The 17132-nt window shown below is 73.4% G+C and carries 16 protein-coding genes; 10 read left to right on the top strand and 6 right to left on the bottom strand.

Annotated features, from left to right (window positions below):
• Positions 1-18: 18 nt before the first annotated feature.
• The 4 genes from ACFRQN_RS08875 (at position 19) to ACFRQN_RS08860 (ending at position 3847) form a co-directional block, all read left to right on the top strand.
• The gene (locus tag ACFRQN_RS08875) at positions 19-1215 is read left to right on the top strand and encodes a deoxynucleoside kinase (RefSeq protein ID WP_380739324.1); all 1197 of its coding nucleotides are present in this window, start codon (positions 19-21) and stop codon (positions 1213-1215) included.
• Complete coding sequence (moaA, locus tag ACFRQN_RS08870) at positions 1196-2230, top strand: GTP 3',8-cyclase MoaA (RefSeq protein ID WP_380739322.1); 1035 nt, start codon at positions 1196-1198, stop codon at positions 2228-2230. The genes ACFRQN_RS08875 and moaA overlap by 20 nt, the downstream gene beginning before the upstream one ends.
• 4 nt (positions 2231-2234) lie before the next feature.
• Positions 2235-3326 (top strand): glycosyltransferase, encoded by a 1092-nt coding sequence (locus ACFRQN_RS08865; RefSeq protein ID WP_380739320.1) that lies wholly within the window; start codon positions 2235-2237, stop codon positions 3324-3326.
• 350 nt (positions 3327-3676) lie between these two features.
• Positions 3677-3847, top strand: coding sequence for a hypothetical protein (locus ACFRQN_RS08860; RefSeq protein ID WP_181970411.1), 171 nt, complete (start codon positions 3677-3679; stop codon positions 3845-3847).
• 106 nt (positions 3848-3953) lie between these two features.
• On the opposite strand, the gene ACFRQN_RS08855 is transcribed toward ACFRQN_RS08860, so the two are convergent.
• The 5 genes from ACFRQN_RS08855 to ACFRQN_RS08835 form a co-directional block, all read right to left on the bottom strand.
• Entirely contained in the window at positions 3954-5753 is a 1800-nt protein-coding gene (locus ACFRQN_RS08855) for a S8 family serine peptidase (RefSeq protein ID WP_380739385.1), read from the bottom strand.
• Between the two features lie 210 nt (positions 5754-5963).
• Positions 5964-6710: an anti-sigma factor domain-containing protein gene (locus ACFRQN_RS08850; RefSeq protein ID WP_380739318.1), complete on the bottom strand. Its 747-nt coding sequence runs from the start codon at positions 6708-6710 to the stop codon at positions 5964-5966.
• The gene (locus ACFRQN_RS08845) at positions 6707-7291 is read right to left on the bottom strand and encodes a sigma-70 family RNA polymerase sigma factor (RefSeq protein WP_380739316.1); all 585 of its coding nucleotides are present in this window, start codon (positions 7289-7291) and stop codon (positions 6707-6709) included. The genes ACFRQN_RS08850 and ACFRQN_RS08845 overlap by 4 nt, the downstream gene beginning before the upstream one ends.
• A gap of 204 nt (positions 7292-7495) precedes the next feature.
• Positions 7496-8302 (bottom strand): ferritin-like domain-containing protein, encoded by an 807-nt coding sequence (locus ACFRQN_RS08840; RefSeq protein WP_380739314.1) that lies wholly within the window; start codon positions 8300-8302, stop codon positions 7496-7498.
• A complete protein-coding gene (locus ACFRQN_RS08835; protein WP_074002863.1) occupies positions 8299-9099 on the bottom strand; it encodes a ferritin-like domain-containing protein in 801 nt (266 codons plus the stop codon). The genes ACFRQN_RS08840 and ACFRQN_RS08835 overlap by 4 nt, the downstream gene beginning before the upstream one ends.
• 487 nt (positions 9100-9586) lie before the next feature.
• Here ACFRQN_RS08835 and ACFRQN_RS08830 point away from each other — a divergent pair, with 487 nt between their 5' ends.
• Both ACFRQN_RS08830 and ACFRQN_RS08825 read left to right on the top strand, forming a co-directional pair.
• A complete protein-coding gene (locus ACFRQN_RS08830; RefSeq protein ID WP_380739312.1) occupies positions 9587-10804 on the top strand; it encodes a serine hydrolase domain-containing protein in 1218 nt (405 codons plus the stop codon).
• A gap of 306 nt (positions 10805-11110) precedes the next feature.
• Entirely contained in the window at positions 11111-11587 is a 477-nt protein-coding gene (locus tag ACFRQN_RS08825) for a hypothetical protein (protein ID WP_380739310.1), read from the top strand.
• A 217-nt stretch (positions 11588-11804) separates the two neighbouring features.
• Here ACFRQN_RS08825 and ACFRQN_RS08820 read toward each other — a convergent pair whose 3' ends face one another.
• Positions 11805-12722, bottom strand: coding sequence for a LysR family transcriptional regulator (locus ACFRQN_RS08820; protein ID WP_380739308.1), 918 nt, complete (start codon positions 12720-12722; stop codon positions 11805-11807).
• Positions 12723-12927: 205 nt separating this feature from the next.
• Here ACFRQN_RS08820 and ACFRQN_RS08815 point away from each other — a divergent pair, with 205 nt between their 5' ends.
• The 4 genes from ACFRQN_RS08815 (at position 12928) to ACFRQN_RS08800 (ending at position 17020) form a co-directional block, all read left to right on the top strand.
• On the top strand, positions 12928-13641 hold the full coding sequence (locus ACFRQN_RS08815; protein WP_380739306.1) for a class II aldolase/adducin family protein: 714 nt from the start codon (positions 12928-12930) through the stop codon (positions 13639-13641).
• A gap of 45 nt (positions 13642-13686) precedes the next feature.
• Complete coding sequence (locus ACFRQN_RS08810; protein WP_380739304.1) at positions 13687-14940, top strand: MFS transporter; 1254 nt, start codon at positions 13687-13689, stop codon at positions 14938-14940.
• A 281-nt stretch (positions 14941-15221) separates the two neighbouring features.
• Positions 15222-16553 carry a M64 family metallopeptidase gene (locus ACFRQN_RS08805; protein ID WP_241852909.1) on the top strand — a complete coding sequence of 444 codons (1332 nt, stop codon included), beginning with the start codon at positions 15222-15224 and terminating at the stop codon, positions 16551-16553.
• A gap of 143 nt (positions 16554-16696) precedes the next feature.
• The gene (locus ACFRQN_RS08800; RefSeq protein ID WP_074002867.1) at positions 16697-17020 is read left to right on the top strand and encodes a hypothetical protein; all 324 of its coding nucleotides are present in this window, start codon (positions 16697-16699) and stop codon (positions 17018-17020) included.
• Positions 17021-17132: the final 112 nt, after the last annotated feature.

Here is a 17132-nt window from a genome sequence, read left to right as displayed (position 1 = left end):
CCGACCTCAAGGACCGTGATGCTCACCGAACTACCGCCCCGGCACCGCCCGGACCACCTCCGCGCCGCGTGCGTCATCCTCGACGGGCAGGACCGGGTCCTGCTCACCGAACCGCGGTCGGCCGACGAGCGGCCCGGCCTGCCCTGGGCCGTCGTGCCACCGGGCACCACGGCTCGGGAGACCGCCGCAGACGTGGCCCGCCACGCCTGCCGCCAGCGCGTGGCCGCGGCCCGGCTGCGCTACCTCACCGAACTCCACCTCCCGCCCGGCCCCCACGGGGAAGCGCCCCACGACCTGCGGGTGTTCGTCCACCGGTACGCGGGCGCCTCCCGGCGTACCGCACCCGGCCCGGACCTGCGCTGGAGCCCGCCGCAGTCCGGTACCGGGGAGGGCCTTGGACTCGACGCGGCATCCGCGTACTGCGTCGGCGAGTTGCTGCGGCACCGCCCCGGCGACGCCGCGGACGGCGGGATCCGTGCCGTGGCCGAGATCGAGGACGAGGCGCGGCGGCTGATCGATCCGGTCCCCGCGCTGTGGCGCAGGGACGGAGCGGCCCGCGTGGTGGTCATCGGCCCGCCCGCCGTCGGCAAGAGCACCCTGCTGAAGCGGCACACCGCCCGCGCCCCGGACACCGAGCACGTGCGGGACATCGTCCCGGTGCGCCGGGACCGGGACCGGGGCCCGGGCCCGGACAACTACCTGACCCGCTACCTGCGCGGGGACGACGCCTCGGGGTTCTTCTGCCAGATGGAGACCCTGCTGCTGCGGGTCCTGCAGAACCTCCGCACCGGCGAGAGCGGCGTCATGGACCAGGACGTGCACAGCTCGCTCGCCTACGCCAAGGCGCTCCGGCTGAGCGGCGCCCTGAGCGCCCAGCAGTACGAGACGTACTACCGCTACCACCACCTGATCACCTCCGCGCTGCCGCCGCCCGAGGCGGTGGTCCACCTGACCGCCCGTACCGACGTGCTGATGCGCCGGCTGCGCCGCCGCGACCGCGTCCTGGAGCGCTCGTTCACCAGCTCCTACGTGTCCCTGGTGGCCCAGTGCTTCGAGGACGTGGCCGAGGAGCTCGCCCCGCGGATCCCCGTCCACCACCTCGACACCTCCGAGCTGAACCCCGACCAGGTGCTGGCGCGCTTCGAGGAGCTGCTCCCCGTACGCACCGGCTCCACCGACCGAAGGACCGACCGACATGACCAAGCCCAAGGCTGACTGGCGCAATCCGGGACCCGCTCCGACCGGCGGCCCGCTCATCGACACGTTCGGCCGGGTCGGCGGCGACCTCCGGATCTCCGTGATCGACAAGTGCAATCTGCGGTGCACCTACTGCATGCCGGCCGAGGGGCTGCCCTGGCTGGAGAAGGAGGAGCTCCTCACCGTCGACGAGATCGACCGGCTCGCCCGGCTCTTCCACTCCCTCGGGGTGCGCGACTTCAAGATCACCGGCGGGGAGCCGACCGTCCGCCGGGAACTGTCCGAGATCGTGGCCCGGGTGTGCGCGCTGGAGGGGGTGGACGTCTCCATCACCACCAACGGGCTGCTGCTGGACCGTCTGGCCCGCCCCTTGCGGGAGGCGGGGCTGCGCAGGATCACGGTGTCCTGCGACTCCCTGATGAGGCACCGCTACGCCGAGATGACCCGTCGGGACGCCTTCGACAAGGTGACCGCGGGGCTGGAGGCGGCCCGCGAGGCCGGATTCGACCCGATCAAGATCAACTGTGTGGTGATCCGCGGCAGCAACGAGGACGAGGCCGTCGACTTCGCCCGCCTGGCGCGGGAAGGCGGCTACGACGTGCGCTTCATCGAGTACATGCCGCTGGACGCGGAGCGGACCTGGGAGCGGGAGAAGGTCGTCCCGGCCGCCGAGACGCTGGCGGCGGTCTCCGCGGCCTACGACCTGGCCCCCGTCGTCCAGGACGCGCCGCAGCCGGCCACCTCCTTCCGCTTCGCCGACGGGGCCCCGGGGGTCCTGGGCTTCATCCCCTCGGTGACGAAGCCCTTCTGCGACAGCTGCAACCGCATGCGGACCACGGCCGAAGGAGCCTTCCGCGTCTGCCTGTTCGCGCTGGAGGAGACCGACCTGCGCACCGCGCTCCGCTCCGGTGCCGACGACGCCGAACTGGAACGGCTGGTCCGCGAGGCGCTCTGGCACAAGTGGCCCGGACACAAGATCAACCACCCCGACTTCGTCCGGCCCGACCGCAGCATGTCGATGATCGGCGGCTGAAGCCGTGAACGGCCGTGTGGTCTCCTTCACCTGGGGCCGGGGGCTGGGCCACGTCTCCCGCCAGATCGCCGTCCACCGCGAACTGCGCGGGCTGGGCCGGGACTCCCTGCTGCTGACCGAACGGCCCCAACGGCTGATCGAGGACTACGGCTTCGCCCAGACCGTCCTGCCCACCGACGCCGACAGCCTGGTCGGCGAGCCACTGCACGGGACCGGCCCCGCGGTGGACCACGGTCTCGCCCGGGCCATGGTCGCCTGGGTGCTGCGGCCGGACGACGTGGTGCTGCACGACGTGACGGTGCAGCGGGAACTGTACGACCAGGCCGCCCGGCTGGGCTGCCCCCAGTTCCTGGTGCACCGCTTCCAGCGCAACCGCCCCGACCCGCCCCACTGGGTCTCCCGCCACACGCCCGCCATCGGCACGATCTACCTGCTGGGCGAGCCCGGACCGGAGGAGACCGTCCACGGGGTGCGCGTGCTGGGGGTGCCCCACGTCGTCCGACCGCTGCTCGACGACCGGTCGCCCTGGCCCGAGGACACCCGCGCCCTCCGGGTCGCGGTGGTGGCCGGCGGCGGCGGGCACGACGACGCGCCCGGATTCCTCACGGCCGCGCTGCACGGCATCCGCGCGTTCACGCGCGGACGCCCCGCCGGCGTCGACGTCCTGGTGCTCACCGGCCCGCACTTCGACGGAGCCGTCCTCGTGCCACCCGGCCTGCCCGGGCCGGTGCGGGTCCGCCCGTACCTGGGGCCCGCCTACGACGTGTACCGGCACGCCGACGCCGCGATCACCCACGCCGGGTACAACACCGTGCAGGAACTGGTCCGTTCCGGCGTGCCGGTGGTGTCCGTCCCCGGCGTCCGCGACTTCGACGACCAGCGCGTCCACCTGAAGGCCGCCGACAGCCCGAACGTGGTGGTCGCCGACGCCGAGGAGCACGCCATCGCCCGGGCCCTGGCCGAAGCCCTCGACGGCCCGTCCGGCACCCGGGCCCGGCCGACCGCCACCCCCGCCCGACAGGCGGACGGCGCCGCCCGGATCGCCCGCGACCTGGTCGCCGCCACCTCCCGCGTCAGCGGCGCGGAGTCACCGTGACGCCCGGACACCGCCCCCGCTCGACACGGTCGATGTCGAGCTGACCACCGAGTCCTGCCCTCAGGGGAGTTGATCTTCCTCGGCTTCGGGAGGATGCCCCGTGGCAGCCGTGCACGTCACCGTGTGGGACGACCGCGACCGGGCCGGCGGAGGCCGCACGCCCAGGGACCCGCCGCCGTCAACGCCGCCCTGCGGGAGTTCTGGGGCTGACCCGGTTCCGCACCGGCTACCGGTCCCGCCCCGCGGCCGCGGGCCTACCAGCCGACTTGCGGACTGCCGGACCAGGGGCGGTGATAGGAGGAGGCAAGAACAGCGAACCCGTCCGCGGGCCGTCCGGCCCAGGAGGAACCATGTCGCACCACAAGTCGAACAAGGACGTCGAGGGCGACCCCGACACCGGCCACGGCCGCGGCCTGCCGCGACGCCCCGACGAGGCCGAGCTCGAGGAGCGCACCGAGGAGGACCGCGAGGAGGTCGGCCTGGCGCCCGACGCCGACGAGGCCGACGAGGACGGCAGATAGGAGCAGGGCCTGGTGAGCCGCCCGCCCCGGTGGTGGTCGGCGGCCTGCGCACGCTCCCGGCCGACCGACGCGCTCGGGCGTCGGCCGGCCGGGCCGAACCACGGGATCAGAAGGTGAGGTTCCAGGCGTCGATCGTGCCGGTGTCGCCGGAGGCGCCGTCCTTCACCCGGAGCTTCCAGGTGCCGTTCGCCGCGCTCGCGGAGGCGTTGACGGTGTAGGTCTTGGCGACGTTGTCGGTGCTGTCGCTGTTCGGGAAGTCCTCCAGGAGGTAGACCGTGCCGTCGGGCGCGACCAGGGAGAGGACGAGGTCGCCGCGGTAGGTGTGCTTGATGTCCACGCCGACCTTGAGCGTCGCCGGGGCGTTGCCGGTGACGCCGGTGACGGTGATCGGGCTCTCCACCGTGGTGTTGTCGGGGATCGCCACGTCGGCGGTGTTCTCGAAGTACGTGCCGGTGGGCTGGGTGGCGCCGCCGACCGCCTTCAGCGCGTCGACCTGGCCCTCGCCGAAGAAGGAGTTGTCGGCGGTGGTGCCGGTGCAGCGGCTGTCGGAGGCGGGGCAGGCCAGGTCGTTGGCCTGGCTCGCCAGCCGGGCCCGGATGTCCGCCGGGGTGAGCGAGGGGTTGCTGCTCGCGATCAGCGCGGCGACCCCGGTGACGTGCGGGGAGGCCATCGAAGTGCCGCTCTTGGTGCCGTACTTGCCGCCGGGCAGGGTCGAGTAGACGCCGGTGGCACCGTCACCGCCGGGCGCCGCGACGTCGATGACGCCCCGGCCGAAGTTGGAGTAGGAGGCCTTGCCGCTGCCGCTGCCCGTGGCCGCGACGGTCACCACGCCGGGGAGTTCGGTGGGGATGTCGATGCAGGCGTTGGTGATCGTCCGGGTGACCTTGGTGGAGTCGTTCGGGCTCTCGGTGTCGGTGGTCTTGTTGGCCAGGTCGTAGTTGGCGTTGCCGGCCGCCGCGACCTGCAGCGAGCCCTTGCCCTCGGCGTACTCCTGGGCGCGCTTGACGCCCTCGATGATGGCCGCCTGGTCGAGGTCGTTCGGGCAGTTGAACTGCCAGGGGTCGGTGTAGTAGCTGTTGTTGGTGACCTTGAAGCCGTGGTCGCCGGCCCAGACGAAGCCGCAGACGGTGTTCTCGGCGTAGAACAGGGTGCTGGTCGGCTCGGCGATCCGGACCGAGGCGATCTTCACGCCCGGTGCGACACCGATGACGCCCTTGCCGTTCTTCGCGGCCGCGATGGTGCCGGCGACGTGGGTGCCGTGGGTGTCCACGTCCCGCCAGGCGCCGGTGCGGGCGTCGGGCTTGCCGTAGGCGCAGGAGACCGAGTCGGCGGCGTCGAAGTTCGGCGCGAGGTCCTGGTGCTGGTCGTCCACGCCGGTGTCGAGCACGCCGACCTTGACGGACGGCGAGCCGGTGCTGACGCTCCAGGCCTGGTCGGCCTTGATCTGCGTCATGTCCCAGCGGTTGGACTCGGTGAGCGTGGTGGCCGCCTGCGCCGGGTTGGCGGGCAGCGCCGGGCTGTAGGCGTCGGCCGGCACGTCGGAGGTGCGGGTCGCGCCGACCTGCTGGATGCCGGTGACGGTGCGCAGCGCGGCGGCGAAGCCGGCGCTGGTGGAGTGGGCGACGATGACGCCGATCTGGTCGTAACTCGAGAAGACCGTACCGCCCTTGGCGGCGACGGCGGCCTTGGCTGCGGCGACGTCGGCGGGGGCGCTGATCACCAGGTAGGCACGGGTGCCGGCGGCCCAGCCCGCCGCGCCGCCCGCGGCGGCGGGAACGGCGGGGGCCTGGGCGGCGGGGGCCTGGGCGGCGGGCGCGGAGACGGCGCCGGGGACGGTGGGGGTGGTGGTCGTGGTGGCGGCGGTCGCGAACGCGGTGGGGGTGGCGAGCGCCATGGCCGAGAGCACGGCGAGGGCTGCGGCCGGGCGGCCGAGCCGCCGGGATATCAGGGGTGACACGTATCCTCCGATTCAGACCGTGCGTGAGGGGGATCGCACGGGAATTGAGGGAAACATGCCAGATTTAGCAGGAGTTGGGGAAGACTTTACGCCCGGCGACTTTCCACGGAAGCGTTACGTTTTGATGTCACGGGGCCTCCGGCACCCATCGGGGTGTCATCAGGCGAGCGGCAGCATCATGAGGGGCCGCCCGGTGGGGTGGTCCGATCCGCCGGACGGTTCCTCGGTCACGCCGACCCCGCCGGCGCCGCCAATGCTCCCGGTGAGCAGCAACTGCCCATCGCCGGCCCGCAGCAGGCCGGCCGGCCTCATCGTGCCGCCATCGTCGAACCACAGCTCGTAGGCACGCCCTCGCGGCGGGACGGGCATGCCGGTGACGAGGAACGCGGCCTGCCCGCGGCCGGCCGACCACACGACCGTGGCGGCGGCCGGGCCGGAGACCGCAGTGGAGGTGCGCACGTCCGGAGCGGACAGCAGGCTCGCGACGGCCGCCTGCTGGTCGCGCAGCCGGCTCGCCTGGGCCTGGGCCCGGCCCGCCTCACCGTGCTGTCGCACCGCGATGGCACCGGCCCCCGCGGCCAGGGCCAGGCACGCCGCCAGGAGCACCCTGGGCCACTGCCGTGCCAGGCTCGACGTGTACCGCGGTCGCGCCGCCGCGGGCCCGGCCGTCGACCGGAGCTGGCGGACGTGGCCGATGCCTCGCATCACCCGTGCCTTGAGCTCCTGCGGCGGCTCCACCGATTCGGCGGCCCCGAGCCGCGCCAGGGTCACCTGGAACTCGGAGACCTCCCGGGCGCAGGCCGGGCACTGGGCGAGGTGGCGCTCGAACGAGACGCGGTCCCCGTCCGGCAACGCGTCCGCCGCGTACGCACCGGTGAGGGTGTGCGCATCGGGTACCGCATTCATGATCCCACTCCCAGGCAGTCGCGCAGGCGGATCAGGCCGTCCCGCATCCGGGTCTTGACGGTGCCGAGCGGGATGCCCAACAGCTGGGCGACCTCGGGGTAGGTGTGCCCCCGGTAGTACGCCAGGGTGACCGATTCACGCTGCAGTTCCGTCAGCGACCGCAGGCATCGGCGGACCTGCTCGCGCTCCAGCCGGCCCTCGACCTGCTCGACGACCTCGTCGAACGCGGGAACACGCGCCCGGGCGGCCGCCCTCTGGTCCCGCTCGGTGGCGGCCTGCGCGGCCCGGACCCGGTCCACCGCTCGTCGGTGGGCCACCGTCAGCACCCAGGCCATCACCTCTCCGCGCTGCGGCTCGTACCGGTCCGCGGTGCGCCACAGCTCGAACATCACCTCCTGGGTGACCTCCTCCGACTGCGACGGATCCCGCAACACCCGCAGCACGAGGCCCAGCACCGGGCCGGCCACCGCGTCGTACAGCCGGGCGAACGCCTCCTGGTCGCCGAACGCCGTCCTGGCGACCAGTTCCTTCAGATCCGGGCCGCGGAAGCGGGGAGCGGGAAGGTACACGACGGCGCTCACCCCCGCCTCCCTCCGCGGCCGTTGTCGGATCCGGCCGGGTGCGACCGTCCGGGCCTGCCGTGCGAACGGTAGCAATGCATGAGGGCCTCCTGGGCCGAGCGGCGGGCAGGACCGGTCGATCGGCACCGGTCGGGATGGGGCGCGCGCCCGCCGGGGCCGGGGGGGTGTCGGTCCGGATCGCCGGGCGCGCGCCTGCTGAGGGGGTCAGACGGTGAGCAGGGTGGGCGCGGCGGCCTTGTCGGTGGGCAGGAAGTCGTCCGGAACGGGGTACCGGCCGAGCACGAAGTTGAGGATCGCGGCGTGCATGGCCTCGACGGGGGCGATACCGGCAGCGGTGGCGATGCCGGCGGGGCTGGCGACGCTGTAGGCCGCGAAGAGGTACGTCTGGGCCGCCTGGTCCTCCAGTCGGAGGGCGAGCTCGGCAACGTCGCCGACGGAGGCGGCCTTGTCCAGCGCGGCCAGCGTCTCCGGCTGGTTGGAGAGCGGCACGTCGGTGATCGCGGGCAGGCCGGCACCGGTGAGGACGGCGTTCCAGGCCTTGGCGTGGTCGGCGTGCTGGGCCATCGCGGCGGTCACGAACGTCGCCACCGCCGGGGGGACGGCACCGAGCCTGCCGGCCTTCGCGGCGTCGAGTGCGGCCTGGTAGGCACCGACGGCCTGGTTCTCCAGCGCGGTGGCCAGGGCCACCACCTTCAGATCGCCGGTGTACCTCCCGGACGCCCGGGCCGAAGCCGGCGTGGTGGAGGCGCCGCTGCCGGGGACGGGGTTGGTGCGGCTCCGGCTGCTGGAGCACGCGGTCAGGACGAGGCCGGCGGCGGCCCCGCCCGCGCCGAGCAGGAAGCGGCGGCGGCCCACGTCGACCCGCCTGGTGGCGCGGATGTCCGCGACCAGCTCGCGGGCGGTCGCCCGCATGGCCGGGAGGGTGGCCCGGTGGGCTTCGTTCATCTCCCGGGTCAGACGGGTGAGTTCGGCCTCGCCGACGGCGGGCTCCCAGGTACGGTCGGCAGTCACTTCACGGCCCCTTCGGCGATCGGGGAGGCGTTCTCGGTCGTCTGGAAGGCATCGGGGAAACCCACGCTTCCGGCCGCGGCGGGCAGCTTCGCCGGGTCGACCGGAATGGTCACCAGGTCGGCGGCGTCGCCCGCCAGCAGCGCCTGCACGGCCAGCAGGACGGCGCGGTGCTGGGCCTCGACCGGGGCGACGGAGGCGAACAGCCTGCGCAGGTCCGCGCTACCCACCTGGCCGACGTTCCTGGTGTAGGTCTGCGCGGCGACGTCCTCCAGGGTGATGGCGAGCTTCACCACGTCCGCCGGGGTCCTGAGGGTGGGCAGCGCCTGGTCGACGACGGCCTTGTACTTCGGGTCGGGGTCGTTCTGCGCCTTGCCACCGGCTGCGGTCGCGGCGGTGTTGAAGGCCTTGGCGTGGGCCTGGTGCTGCTCGGTGGTCCTGGCGATGAACGCGGCCACCGTCCGGTTGCCGTCCTTGATGAACGGCAGGCCCGCGGCGGCCCGGTAGACGGCCACGGCCAGGTTCTCGATCGACGCGGCGGTCTGCAGCGCCCGGATGTCGTCCCCGGAGGCCGTCGCCGACGGGGAGGCCGCCGCCCGGGTCAGGCCGGCCAGGCCGACCGCTCCCGCCAGGCCCGCGAGCGCCGTGCCACGCTGCCACCAGCGGCGCGCGGGCTCGGCGCCCTGCTCGAAGTCGGTCAGCGCGGTGCGGGTGACCCGCAGCGCGTCACTGTTCAAGTCCTCTGACTGCTCGGCGAGTTCTTCCAGCAGCCGGGTGTCGATGTGCTCGCTGGCCATCATGTCCCGTCTCGGCTCGTCGGCCCGGCCGAATGCCGGACCGCTTCCTCCCGGCCTTCGGCGCCTCCCCGGCCCCGGCTTGGTCACAGGGCCGGATGGGCCCGTAGTTCACCCGTGAGGGTGAACCACCAGGGCGAGGTGGACGGCGTGCGCCAGCCCCTATCCCGGCTGCCGGCCACTCGATCCACCGAGGCCTCAGGGATCCGTCGGGGGCGGTCTTCGACCTGAGGTGGAGTCCTACGACCGGGAAGATGCACCCCTGGGCGGACCTGCTCCGCCCTCCAAGGTGGACGCCTCGCGTCACAAACAACTGAAAGTCTGCCAACTACCGTGATTGAGACGAATGTTGATGACATTCGTCGGCAGGCCCCAGGAGGACGGAATGGCGGATACGAGGCCCGGGAAAGCTTGGTCGAAGGGTCGACGGTGGCGGCGCCCGGTCGGGCGGTCGGCGGTCGTCGCGCTCGCCGGTGCGGGCCTGCTGGCGGCCTTGGCCCCGGCCGCCGGCGCGGCGGGCGCCCCGGCGGCGCCCCACCGGGTGGCGGCGGCGGGCGGTGAGCGGACGGCGGACGGGGCGGCCCTGGACGCGGTGGTCCGGGCCATGGTGCGGGAGGGCGGTGCGGCGGCGACGCTGGCCCGTGTCCGGGAGAACGGCTCCACGGTCTGGAAGGGTGCGGCCGGCGTGGCCGACCTGGCCACCGGTGCGCCCGCCGACCCGGACGGCCGGTTCCGGATCGGCAGCGTCACCAAGACCTTCGTCGCGACGGTGGTCCTCCAACTGGTCGCGGAACACCGGATCGGCCTCGACGACTCCGTCGAGAGCCGCCTGCCGGGCGTGGTGCCGAACGGCGCCGGCATCACCGTGCGCCAACTACTCAACCACACCAGCGGCATCCACGACTTCACCGAGGACCCGGCGTTCGACGCGAGCAACGAGGAGACGCTGCGGCAGTGGCTGGCGGGTGGGCGCTGGACGTCCTACCGGCCGCAGCAGCTCGTGGACATCGCCAACACGTACCCGCCGTACTTCGCCCCCGGTCAGGGCTGGCACTACTCCAACACCGACTACGTGCTCATCAGCATGATCATCGAGCGCCTCACCGGGCGCAGTTGGGCGCAGGAGGTGGACCGCCGCATCATCCGGCCGCTGGGCCTGACGGGCACGTCGATGCCTATCTACTCGCCCTTCATCCCCGGCTCCCACGCGCACGGCTACTACAAGCTCCCCACCGGCCCCGCCGACGTGACGCTGCTCAACCCGTCGATGGCGTCCGCCGCCGGGGCGGGCATCTCCACCACCGCGGACCTCACCCGCTTCATCGCCGCCCTGCTCGGCGGGCAGCTGCTCGGCCCGGCCGAACTCGCCGCGATGAAGGACACCAGCGGCCCGAACGCGGCCGCCGGCTACGGCCTCGGGCTCCAGCGGTTGACCACACCCTGCGGCGAGTTCTGGGGACACGACGGCGGCATCCCCGGCTACAACACCCTGCTGGTCGGCGAGGTCACCGGCAAGCGGCAGTTCGCCACCTCGATCAACCGGTACGACCTGTCGGACCATGCCGCGATGCTGAGGACCTCCAACGCCCTGTACTCCGCGGGCACTTGCGGCGGCGGCCCGTCGGCCTCCTCGCCGTCGGCCCTCCCGTCCGACGCCGCCGCGACACCGCACTCCGCCGGACCGCTCGCCCTGAGCGTTTCGACGCACTGAAGGCCGCTCCCGGTCACGCGAAATTCACAGCCCGGGGTCTACTCGCATAGACAACGATGGGGCATCCTGGTCCGATGCCGGCGCTCGAAGCCCGTCGCCCCCCGTTTCCCGGGAGCGGCAGGCGGTGGCGCCGGAGGGATCGGTCGGCCCTCGTGCCGGAGCACTGTCGCGTCACAGCACTGCGTACGACCCCTACGTCCGGGCCGCTTGCGTCGGCCCGGCGTCGGACCTCCCGCCCTCCCAGCGAGGCGCGGCAGGAGGGCGGGGGTCGAGTCGGATGCACACCATCCTCACCGGGAGATGCAGATGAAGCCACGCACCGCAGCCACCGTCGTCGCCCTGGCCCTGGCCGGCCTCGCCCTCTCGGCGCCCACGGCCGGCGCCAGCGGCACCAAGCTGTCGCAGTCCGCGGCCGCCGGCCAGTTCAGCGGCGCCGGCATCACGTGGAGTTCCAGCGGGGGCTGCACCACCAGGTCCAACTCCACCTGCACCTCGTTCGACCAGATCAACTCGGGCACGGTCAGCGCCGTCATCACCCTCAAGCAGGCCAGCGGCTGCGCCATCAACATCACGGGCGGCACCGAGGTCGGCCACGCCTCCGGCACCTACAGCCACTACAACGGCTACAAGGTCGACATCGCCCGCAGCTCCTGCATCGACGGCTACATCCAGAACAGCTTCACCTACGTCGGCCTCCGGGGCGACGGCTACCCGCAGTGGCAGGCCGCGTCGGGCAACCTGTACTGCAACGAGGGCAGCCACTGGGACGTCCTCATCTACTGACGCCGCCCCCGGGCCTTCCCCGGGATCTTTCCGAATCAGGACACGGCGCCGTGACGGGGACCGAGGACCCGTCACGGCGCCGGACCATGCCGAGGAACGCGCCCTCGGCATCACCGTCGCCGACGGGCTGCCGCGGGTCCAAGGCCTGTCCGCGCCACGGCACTTGACCGCCCCGCCCGTCCGCGTCCCGTGATGCGGACGGGCAGGGCGGCGCGCGTCACGGGGCAGTCCGCCGACCGGCAGCTTCGCGGACGCGGGCACGCAGCCAGCGGTGGGCCGGGTCGTCGTCGTGGCGAGGGTGCCACAGCATGCTGACGCGCAGCGGCTTCACGTCCAACGGCACCGGGAAGGTGACCAGTTCGAGCGGGTCGGCCAGACGGCCGGCCAGGGCTGCCGGCACGATCCCGACCAGGTCGCCGGCGGCTACCAGGCGCAGCGCCGTGGCGAAGCCGGGCACGGAGGCCGCGACGGTACGCCGCACTCCCTCGGCCTCCAGCAGCCTGTCGACCGCGGTGCGCAGGCGGCCGTGACGGGAGACCACGACGTGCTCCCACGCCGCGAAGCGGGCCGCCGTGACCTCGCCGCTGCTCAGCGGGTGACCGGCGCGGACCACGCCGAGCAGCGGCTCGCGGACCAGCCCTTCCGAGCGGAGGTCGGCCTCCCTGGAGGCGTTGACCGCGATCGCGACATCCGCGGTGCCCTCGCGCACCGCCGCGCCTTCGTCGGCCGCCCGCCCTTCGCCGAGGAAGCGCAGCTGGACGCCGGGGGCTTCGGCGCGCACGAGGGCCAGCAGGTCCGTACCGAAGCACCCGATCAGGTCCTCGGGCGCCAGAACGGTGAAGCTGCGGCACCAGGCGGCCGGCGCGTCCTCCTCCGCGGGCCCCAGCAGGTTCCGGGCGTCCTCGACCAGGGCTCGTACCCGCGGACGCAAAGCCAGCGCGTGCGCGGTCGGCTTCAGTCCGCGGCTGGAGCGCACCAGCAGGGGATCGCCGAAAGCGGTCCGCAGCCGGCCCAGGGCCCTGCTGACGGCCGGTGCCGACAGGTCCAGCCGGCGGGCCGCCCCGGTGACGCTGCCTTCCTCCAGTACGGCGTCGAGGATGACGAGGAGGTTGAGGTCGAGGGACGTGACTTTCACCAAGTGAAAATAGCACTTGCATTCTTTTCACTGGTCGCAATCCGCGACCGCTCCTAGGGTCGTGAGCACCGCCGCAGGATGCGGTCCCGGACGCCCCGAACACACGGTCCGAAGCCCCCCGCGTACGAGGGGAGAAGGCGGCCGCAGCAGCCCGAGAACGGGCCCGGACACGACATCCCGGACACGACATCAAGGAGCACCATCCATGACGGACGACACGATGGACGACCCGGTCGAGCTGGTCGCACTGGGCAGCCGGGCGCTGGCCGCCGCCGGGCACGGTGACATGGTGTGGGGACACCTGGCGGTCCGCGACCCAGACGGGCGCGGCGTGTGGATGAAGTCGGCCGGCTGGGGGCTGGAGGAGATCACCCCCGAGCGCGTCCTGCTCGTCTCGTGGACCGGCGAGCGGCTGGCGGGAACCGGACGCGTCCACCTCGAACACCACCTCCACACCGAACTCATACGGGCCCGTCCCGACGTGCGCGCCAGCGTCCACACCCACTCCCCGACGGTCAACGCCTTCAGCGCGCTCGGTGAACCGCTCCGCGCGCTCAGCCACGACGCCGTCGTCTTCGCCGAACACGGCCTGCCCCGGTACACCGCCACCGACAACCTCGTCCGCACCCCCAGGCTGGGCCGCGCGCTCGCGGCCGACCTCGGCGGCGCCCGCGCCTGCCTGATGCCCGGACACGGCCTGGCGGCGGTCGGCCGGGACACCGCCCACGCGGTCATGTACGCGATCCTGCTCGAACGGGCCTGCCGGACCCAGCTCACCGCCCGCGCCGCGGGCGAGCTCCGGCACTGGACCGGCCATCAGGAATGCCTGGAGAAGGACGCGGTGGCCTGGCCCGACAGCCAGATCGACGCCGGCTGGCAGTACTGGCTGCGCCGTGCCGCACTCCTCCAGGCCCACTGACCCTTCCCGTTCCCGAAAGACGCCCACGCGGAAGGAACCCCGCACGTGAACACCCACGCCTCCCCGATACCCGCCCCGCCGACCGCGTCCGCCGCCGGGACCACCGCCACTCCCGGGGCGGGTGCCCCGGGCGGCAGACGGCGGATCGGCACCTGGGCGGTCGCCCTCGCCTTCTGGGCCGTCACGGCCGGGACGACGGTGCCCACCCCGCTCTACCCGCTGTACGAGCGCGCCTTCGGTTTCTCTCCGCTGGCCGTGACCGTGGCCTTCGCGGTCTACGCGCTGGCCGTGGTCGCGGGACTGCTGGCGCTCGGCGGGCTCTCCGACCGGTACGGCCGCCGTCCGGTCGCCGCCGCGGCGCTCCTCACCGCCCTGGCGGCCGCCGTCGTGTTCCTCCTCGCCGAGAACCTGGCCGCCCTCCTGGTCGGACGGGTGCTGTCCGGGCTGGCCGCCGCGCTCATCACCGGGACCGCCACCGCCCACCTCGCCGAACTGGCGCCCGCCGACGGCCGGTTCCGTGCCGGGCGGCTGGCGCTCGCCGCGAACATGGGCGGCCTGGCCTGCGGCCCGCTGCTCGCGGCCGTGCTCGCCGACACCACCGACTGGCCGCTGCGAGCCGCCTGGGTCGCCGCCGCGGCCCTGCTGACGGCAGCCCTGGCCGCACTCGCCGTGGCCCCGGAGACCGTGACGCCGAGGGAGCGGGGAACCGGTTCGGTCGCCCGCGCGCCCCGTGTGCCCACCGCCCCCCGCAGGGAGTTCCGGCACGCCGCGCTCGCCGCGGGCGCGGGGTTCGCCGTCCTCGGCGTGCTCACCGCGGTGACCGGGCTGTTCCTGGCCGAAGTCGCGCACCTCCACGACCTCCTGGCCACCGCGGCAACCGTCTCCCTCGCTTTCGCCTGTACCGGCACGGGCCAGCTCCTGGCCGCACGACTGGGGCGCGCCGCCCTGCCCGCGGCGTGCGCCGGGCTGATCGTCGCGGCCGGGCTGATCGCCGCCGCCGTGGCGGCCTCCTCCCTCCTGCCGCTGCTCGGCGCGGCGCTGACGGTCGGCCTGGCGACCGGCGTCGCGGTCGGCCACGGGATCGCGCTCATCGGCGCGCGCACCCCGCCCGGGACCCGCAGCCGTACCGTCTCGGCCTTCTTCGCCGCCCTGTACACCATGCTGGCCCTGCCGGCCGTAGGCGTCGGCGCGCTGATCGGCGCCGTCGGACTGCGCACCGCCACCACCGTCTTCGCCGCCGCGGTCGCCGCCCTGGCCGCCGCCGTCCTCCTGACCCAGCGGGAACCCGCCCGCCGGTGACTCCCCGGAGAACGGGCCGGCCCCCGGAACGCGCCGGCAGACGACGAGATGATCTCGAAGCCGCCAGGAGCTCGCTCACCGGCGAGACGGCGGCAGCCCGCGTGAACCGTTCGTGGGCAGCGGGCCGTATCCACCGATGAGGTGGGCCACCGAATGGTGTCCCCTCGTCAGTTTCGGCTCCGTTCAGCCGTGTTGGCGGAGTGCGGCGGCAGCACGGCACGGGGCCGCGCTCCCCCGCGCTCCAGCACTTTTCGCCGCCCATAGATTTCGGAGAAACCCTCTTGCGCACCAGCAGGTTCACCTCGGTCACCCTGGCCGGCGCCATGACACTGGCAGCTCTCGCCGTCGGCGTCGGCCCGGCGGTCGCCGCTCCGTCCGACCCGGTCGACCCGGCCTCCGTCACCGTCTCCCCGGGGGTCCAGGACGTGGAGGTCTTCGCCGAGGACGGTGCCATCAGCCGGACCAAGGTCCCTGCCGCCTCCCCCTTCGTCGGCGCGCCGGTCATGAACGCGGCCGGCGCCGCGGCGGACGGCACCGTGACGAAGATCGTCAACAACGGGAGCACGGACAGCAAGCTGGACGTGGTCATGATCGGCGACGGCTACACGGCCTCGGAGCAGGACAAGTTCCGCAAGGACGCCGCGGCGAAGTGGAAGGACATCAGCGCCGTCGAGCCGTACGCCACCTACCGCAAGCTGTTCAACGTGTGGGCCGTGGGCGCCGTCTCCGCCCAGTCGGGCGTCTCCGGCGACCCGAAGCAGGACACCGTCCGCAAGACCGCCCTCGGCTCGCGCTTCTGGTGCAACTCCATCGAGCGGCTGCTGTGCGTGGACATCAAGGCCGTCGACACCTACGCCGCCAAGGCCCCGCAGGCCGACCTCGTGATCGTCGTCGCCAACACCGCCAAGTACGGCGGGGCCGGCTACGGCAGCACCCAGTCGCCGCTCGGGTACGAGGGCATCGCCACCGTCGCGGGCGGCAACAGCGCGTCCGGCCAGATAGCCGTGCACGAGACCGGCCACTCGCTGGGCAAGCTCGCGGACGAGTACTGGGCCGACGGGGCGGGGCCCTACCAGGGCGCGGAGCCCCCGCAGCCCAACATCACCACCCTGAGCGCCGACCGGATGCGCCAGGACAAGGCCAAGTGGTACCGCTGGCTCGGGAAGACCTCGCCCGACGGCGGCACCGTCGGCGCGTACCAGGGCGGCAGCAACTACCCGACCGGCCTCAACCGGCCGACCGACAACTCCGTGATGCGCTCCCTCGGGCGGGAGTTCAACCTTCCCGGCCGCGAGGCGATGATCGCCGGCTTCTACCGGCACGCCTCCACCCTCTCCAGCAGCACGCCGGTCACCACCCGCCTGACCGCGACCGACCACCTCACCGTCGACCTCCCGGTCTCCGGCACCAAGCTGCGCTGGTACCTCGACGGCAAGGAGGTGACGGCCCTGCGCGACCACAAGTCGATCGCCGTCTCCGACCTCGGCCCCACCGGCTCCAAGCCCGCGGCCCACGAGCTCAAGGCCGTGGCGAACGACCCCACCTCGGCCGTCATCGACCCGGCCCTGACCCCGGCGCTGACCCGCAGCCTGGTCTGGAGCGTCACCCGCTGACCACGGGCGTGGACCCCCACGGCCGCGCCGGCGAGGGTCCACGCCGACCTGGCCCGACGCGACGTCACCCGCACCCCCGGACGCCGGGTCGCCGTGTGCTTCCGTCGCTGGTGCCCGGCCGCGTTGTTCGAAAGGATGCTCAGGTGGCGAACTTGACCCGGATCTTCACGATGACCCGTACCAACTTCCGCTCGGCCGACCCGGTCGAGCGGTGGACCGCGCGTGCGACCTGGGCGGCGCTGACCGCGACGGGCTGGCTCGCGGTGATGTTCACGACCGTCTGGGGGGCCATGGTGGCCGGGGTTCCCATCGGTACCGTCAGGTGGCTGGCGGTCTTCCTCTCGCTGGCGGTCCCCGCCGTCTCGCTGATCGCCGTCACCTCCGAGGCCGGCGGGCGTACCGGCGCCCCGGCGCTGACGGTCGTTCTCCTGCTGGCGGCCGTCCTGCTCGTCATCGCCTTCGTCTGAGTCGGGGGGCGGCCCGCCCCCGGGCATCGCCTACGGGTGCCTCCCGCCCGGAGTGCACGCACCGGGGACCACCCGGAACCCGGGGACGGGCAGGCCGCCCGCAACGTTCGGG

Origin of the sequence: Kitasatospora sp. NPDC056800, assembly GCF_042789775.1 — a bacterium.
Lineage (GTDB): Bacteria > Actinomycetota > Actinomycetes > Streptomycetales > Streptomycetaceae > Kitasatospora.
This window is presented reverse-complemented; position numbering and strand designations above follow the sequence as displayed.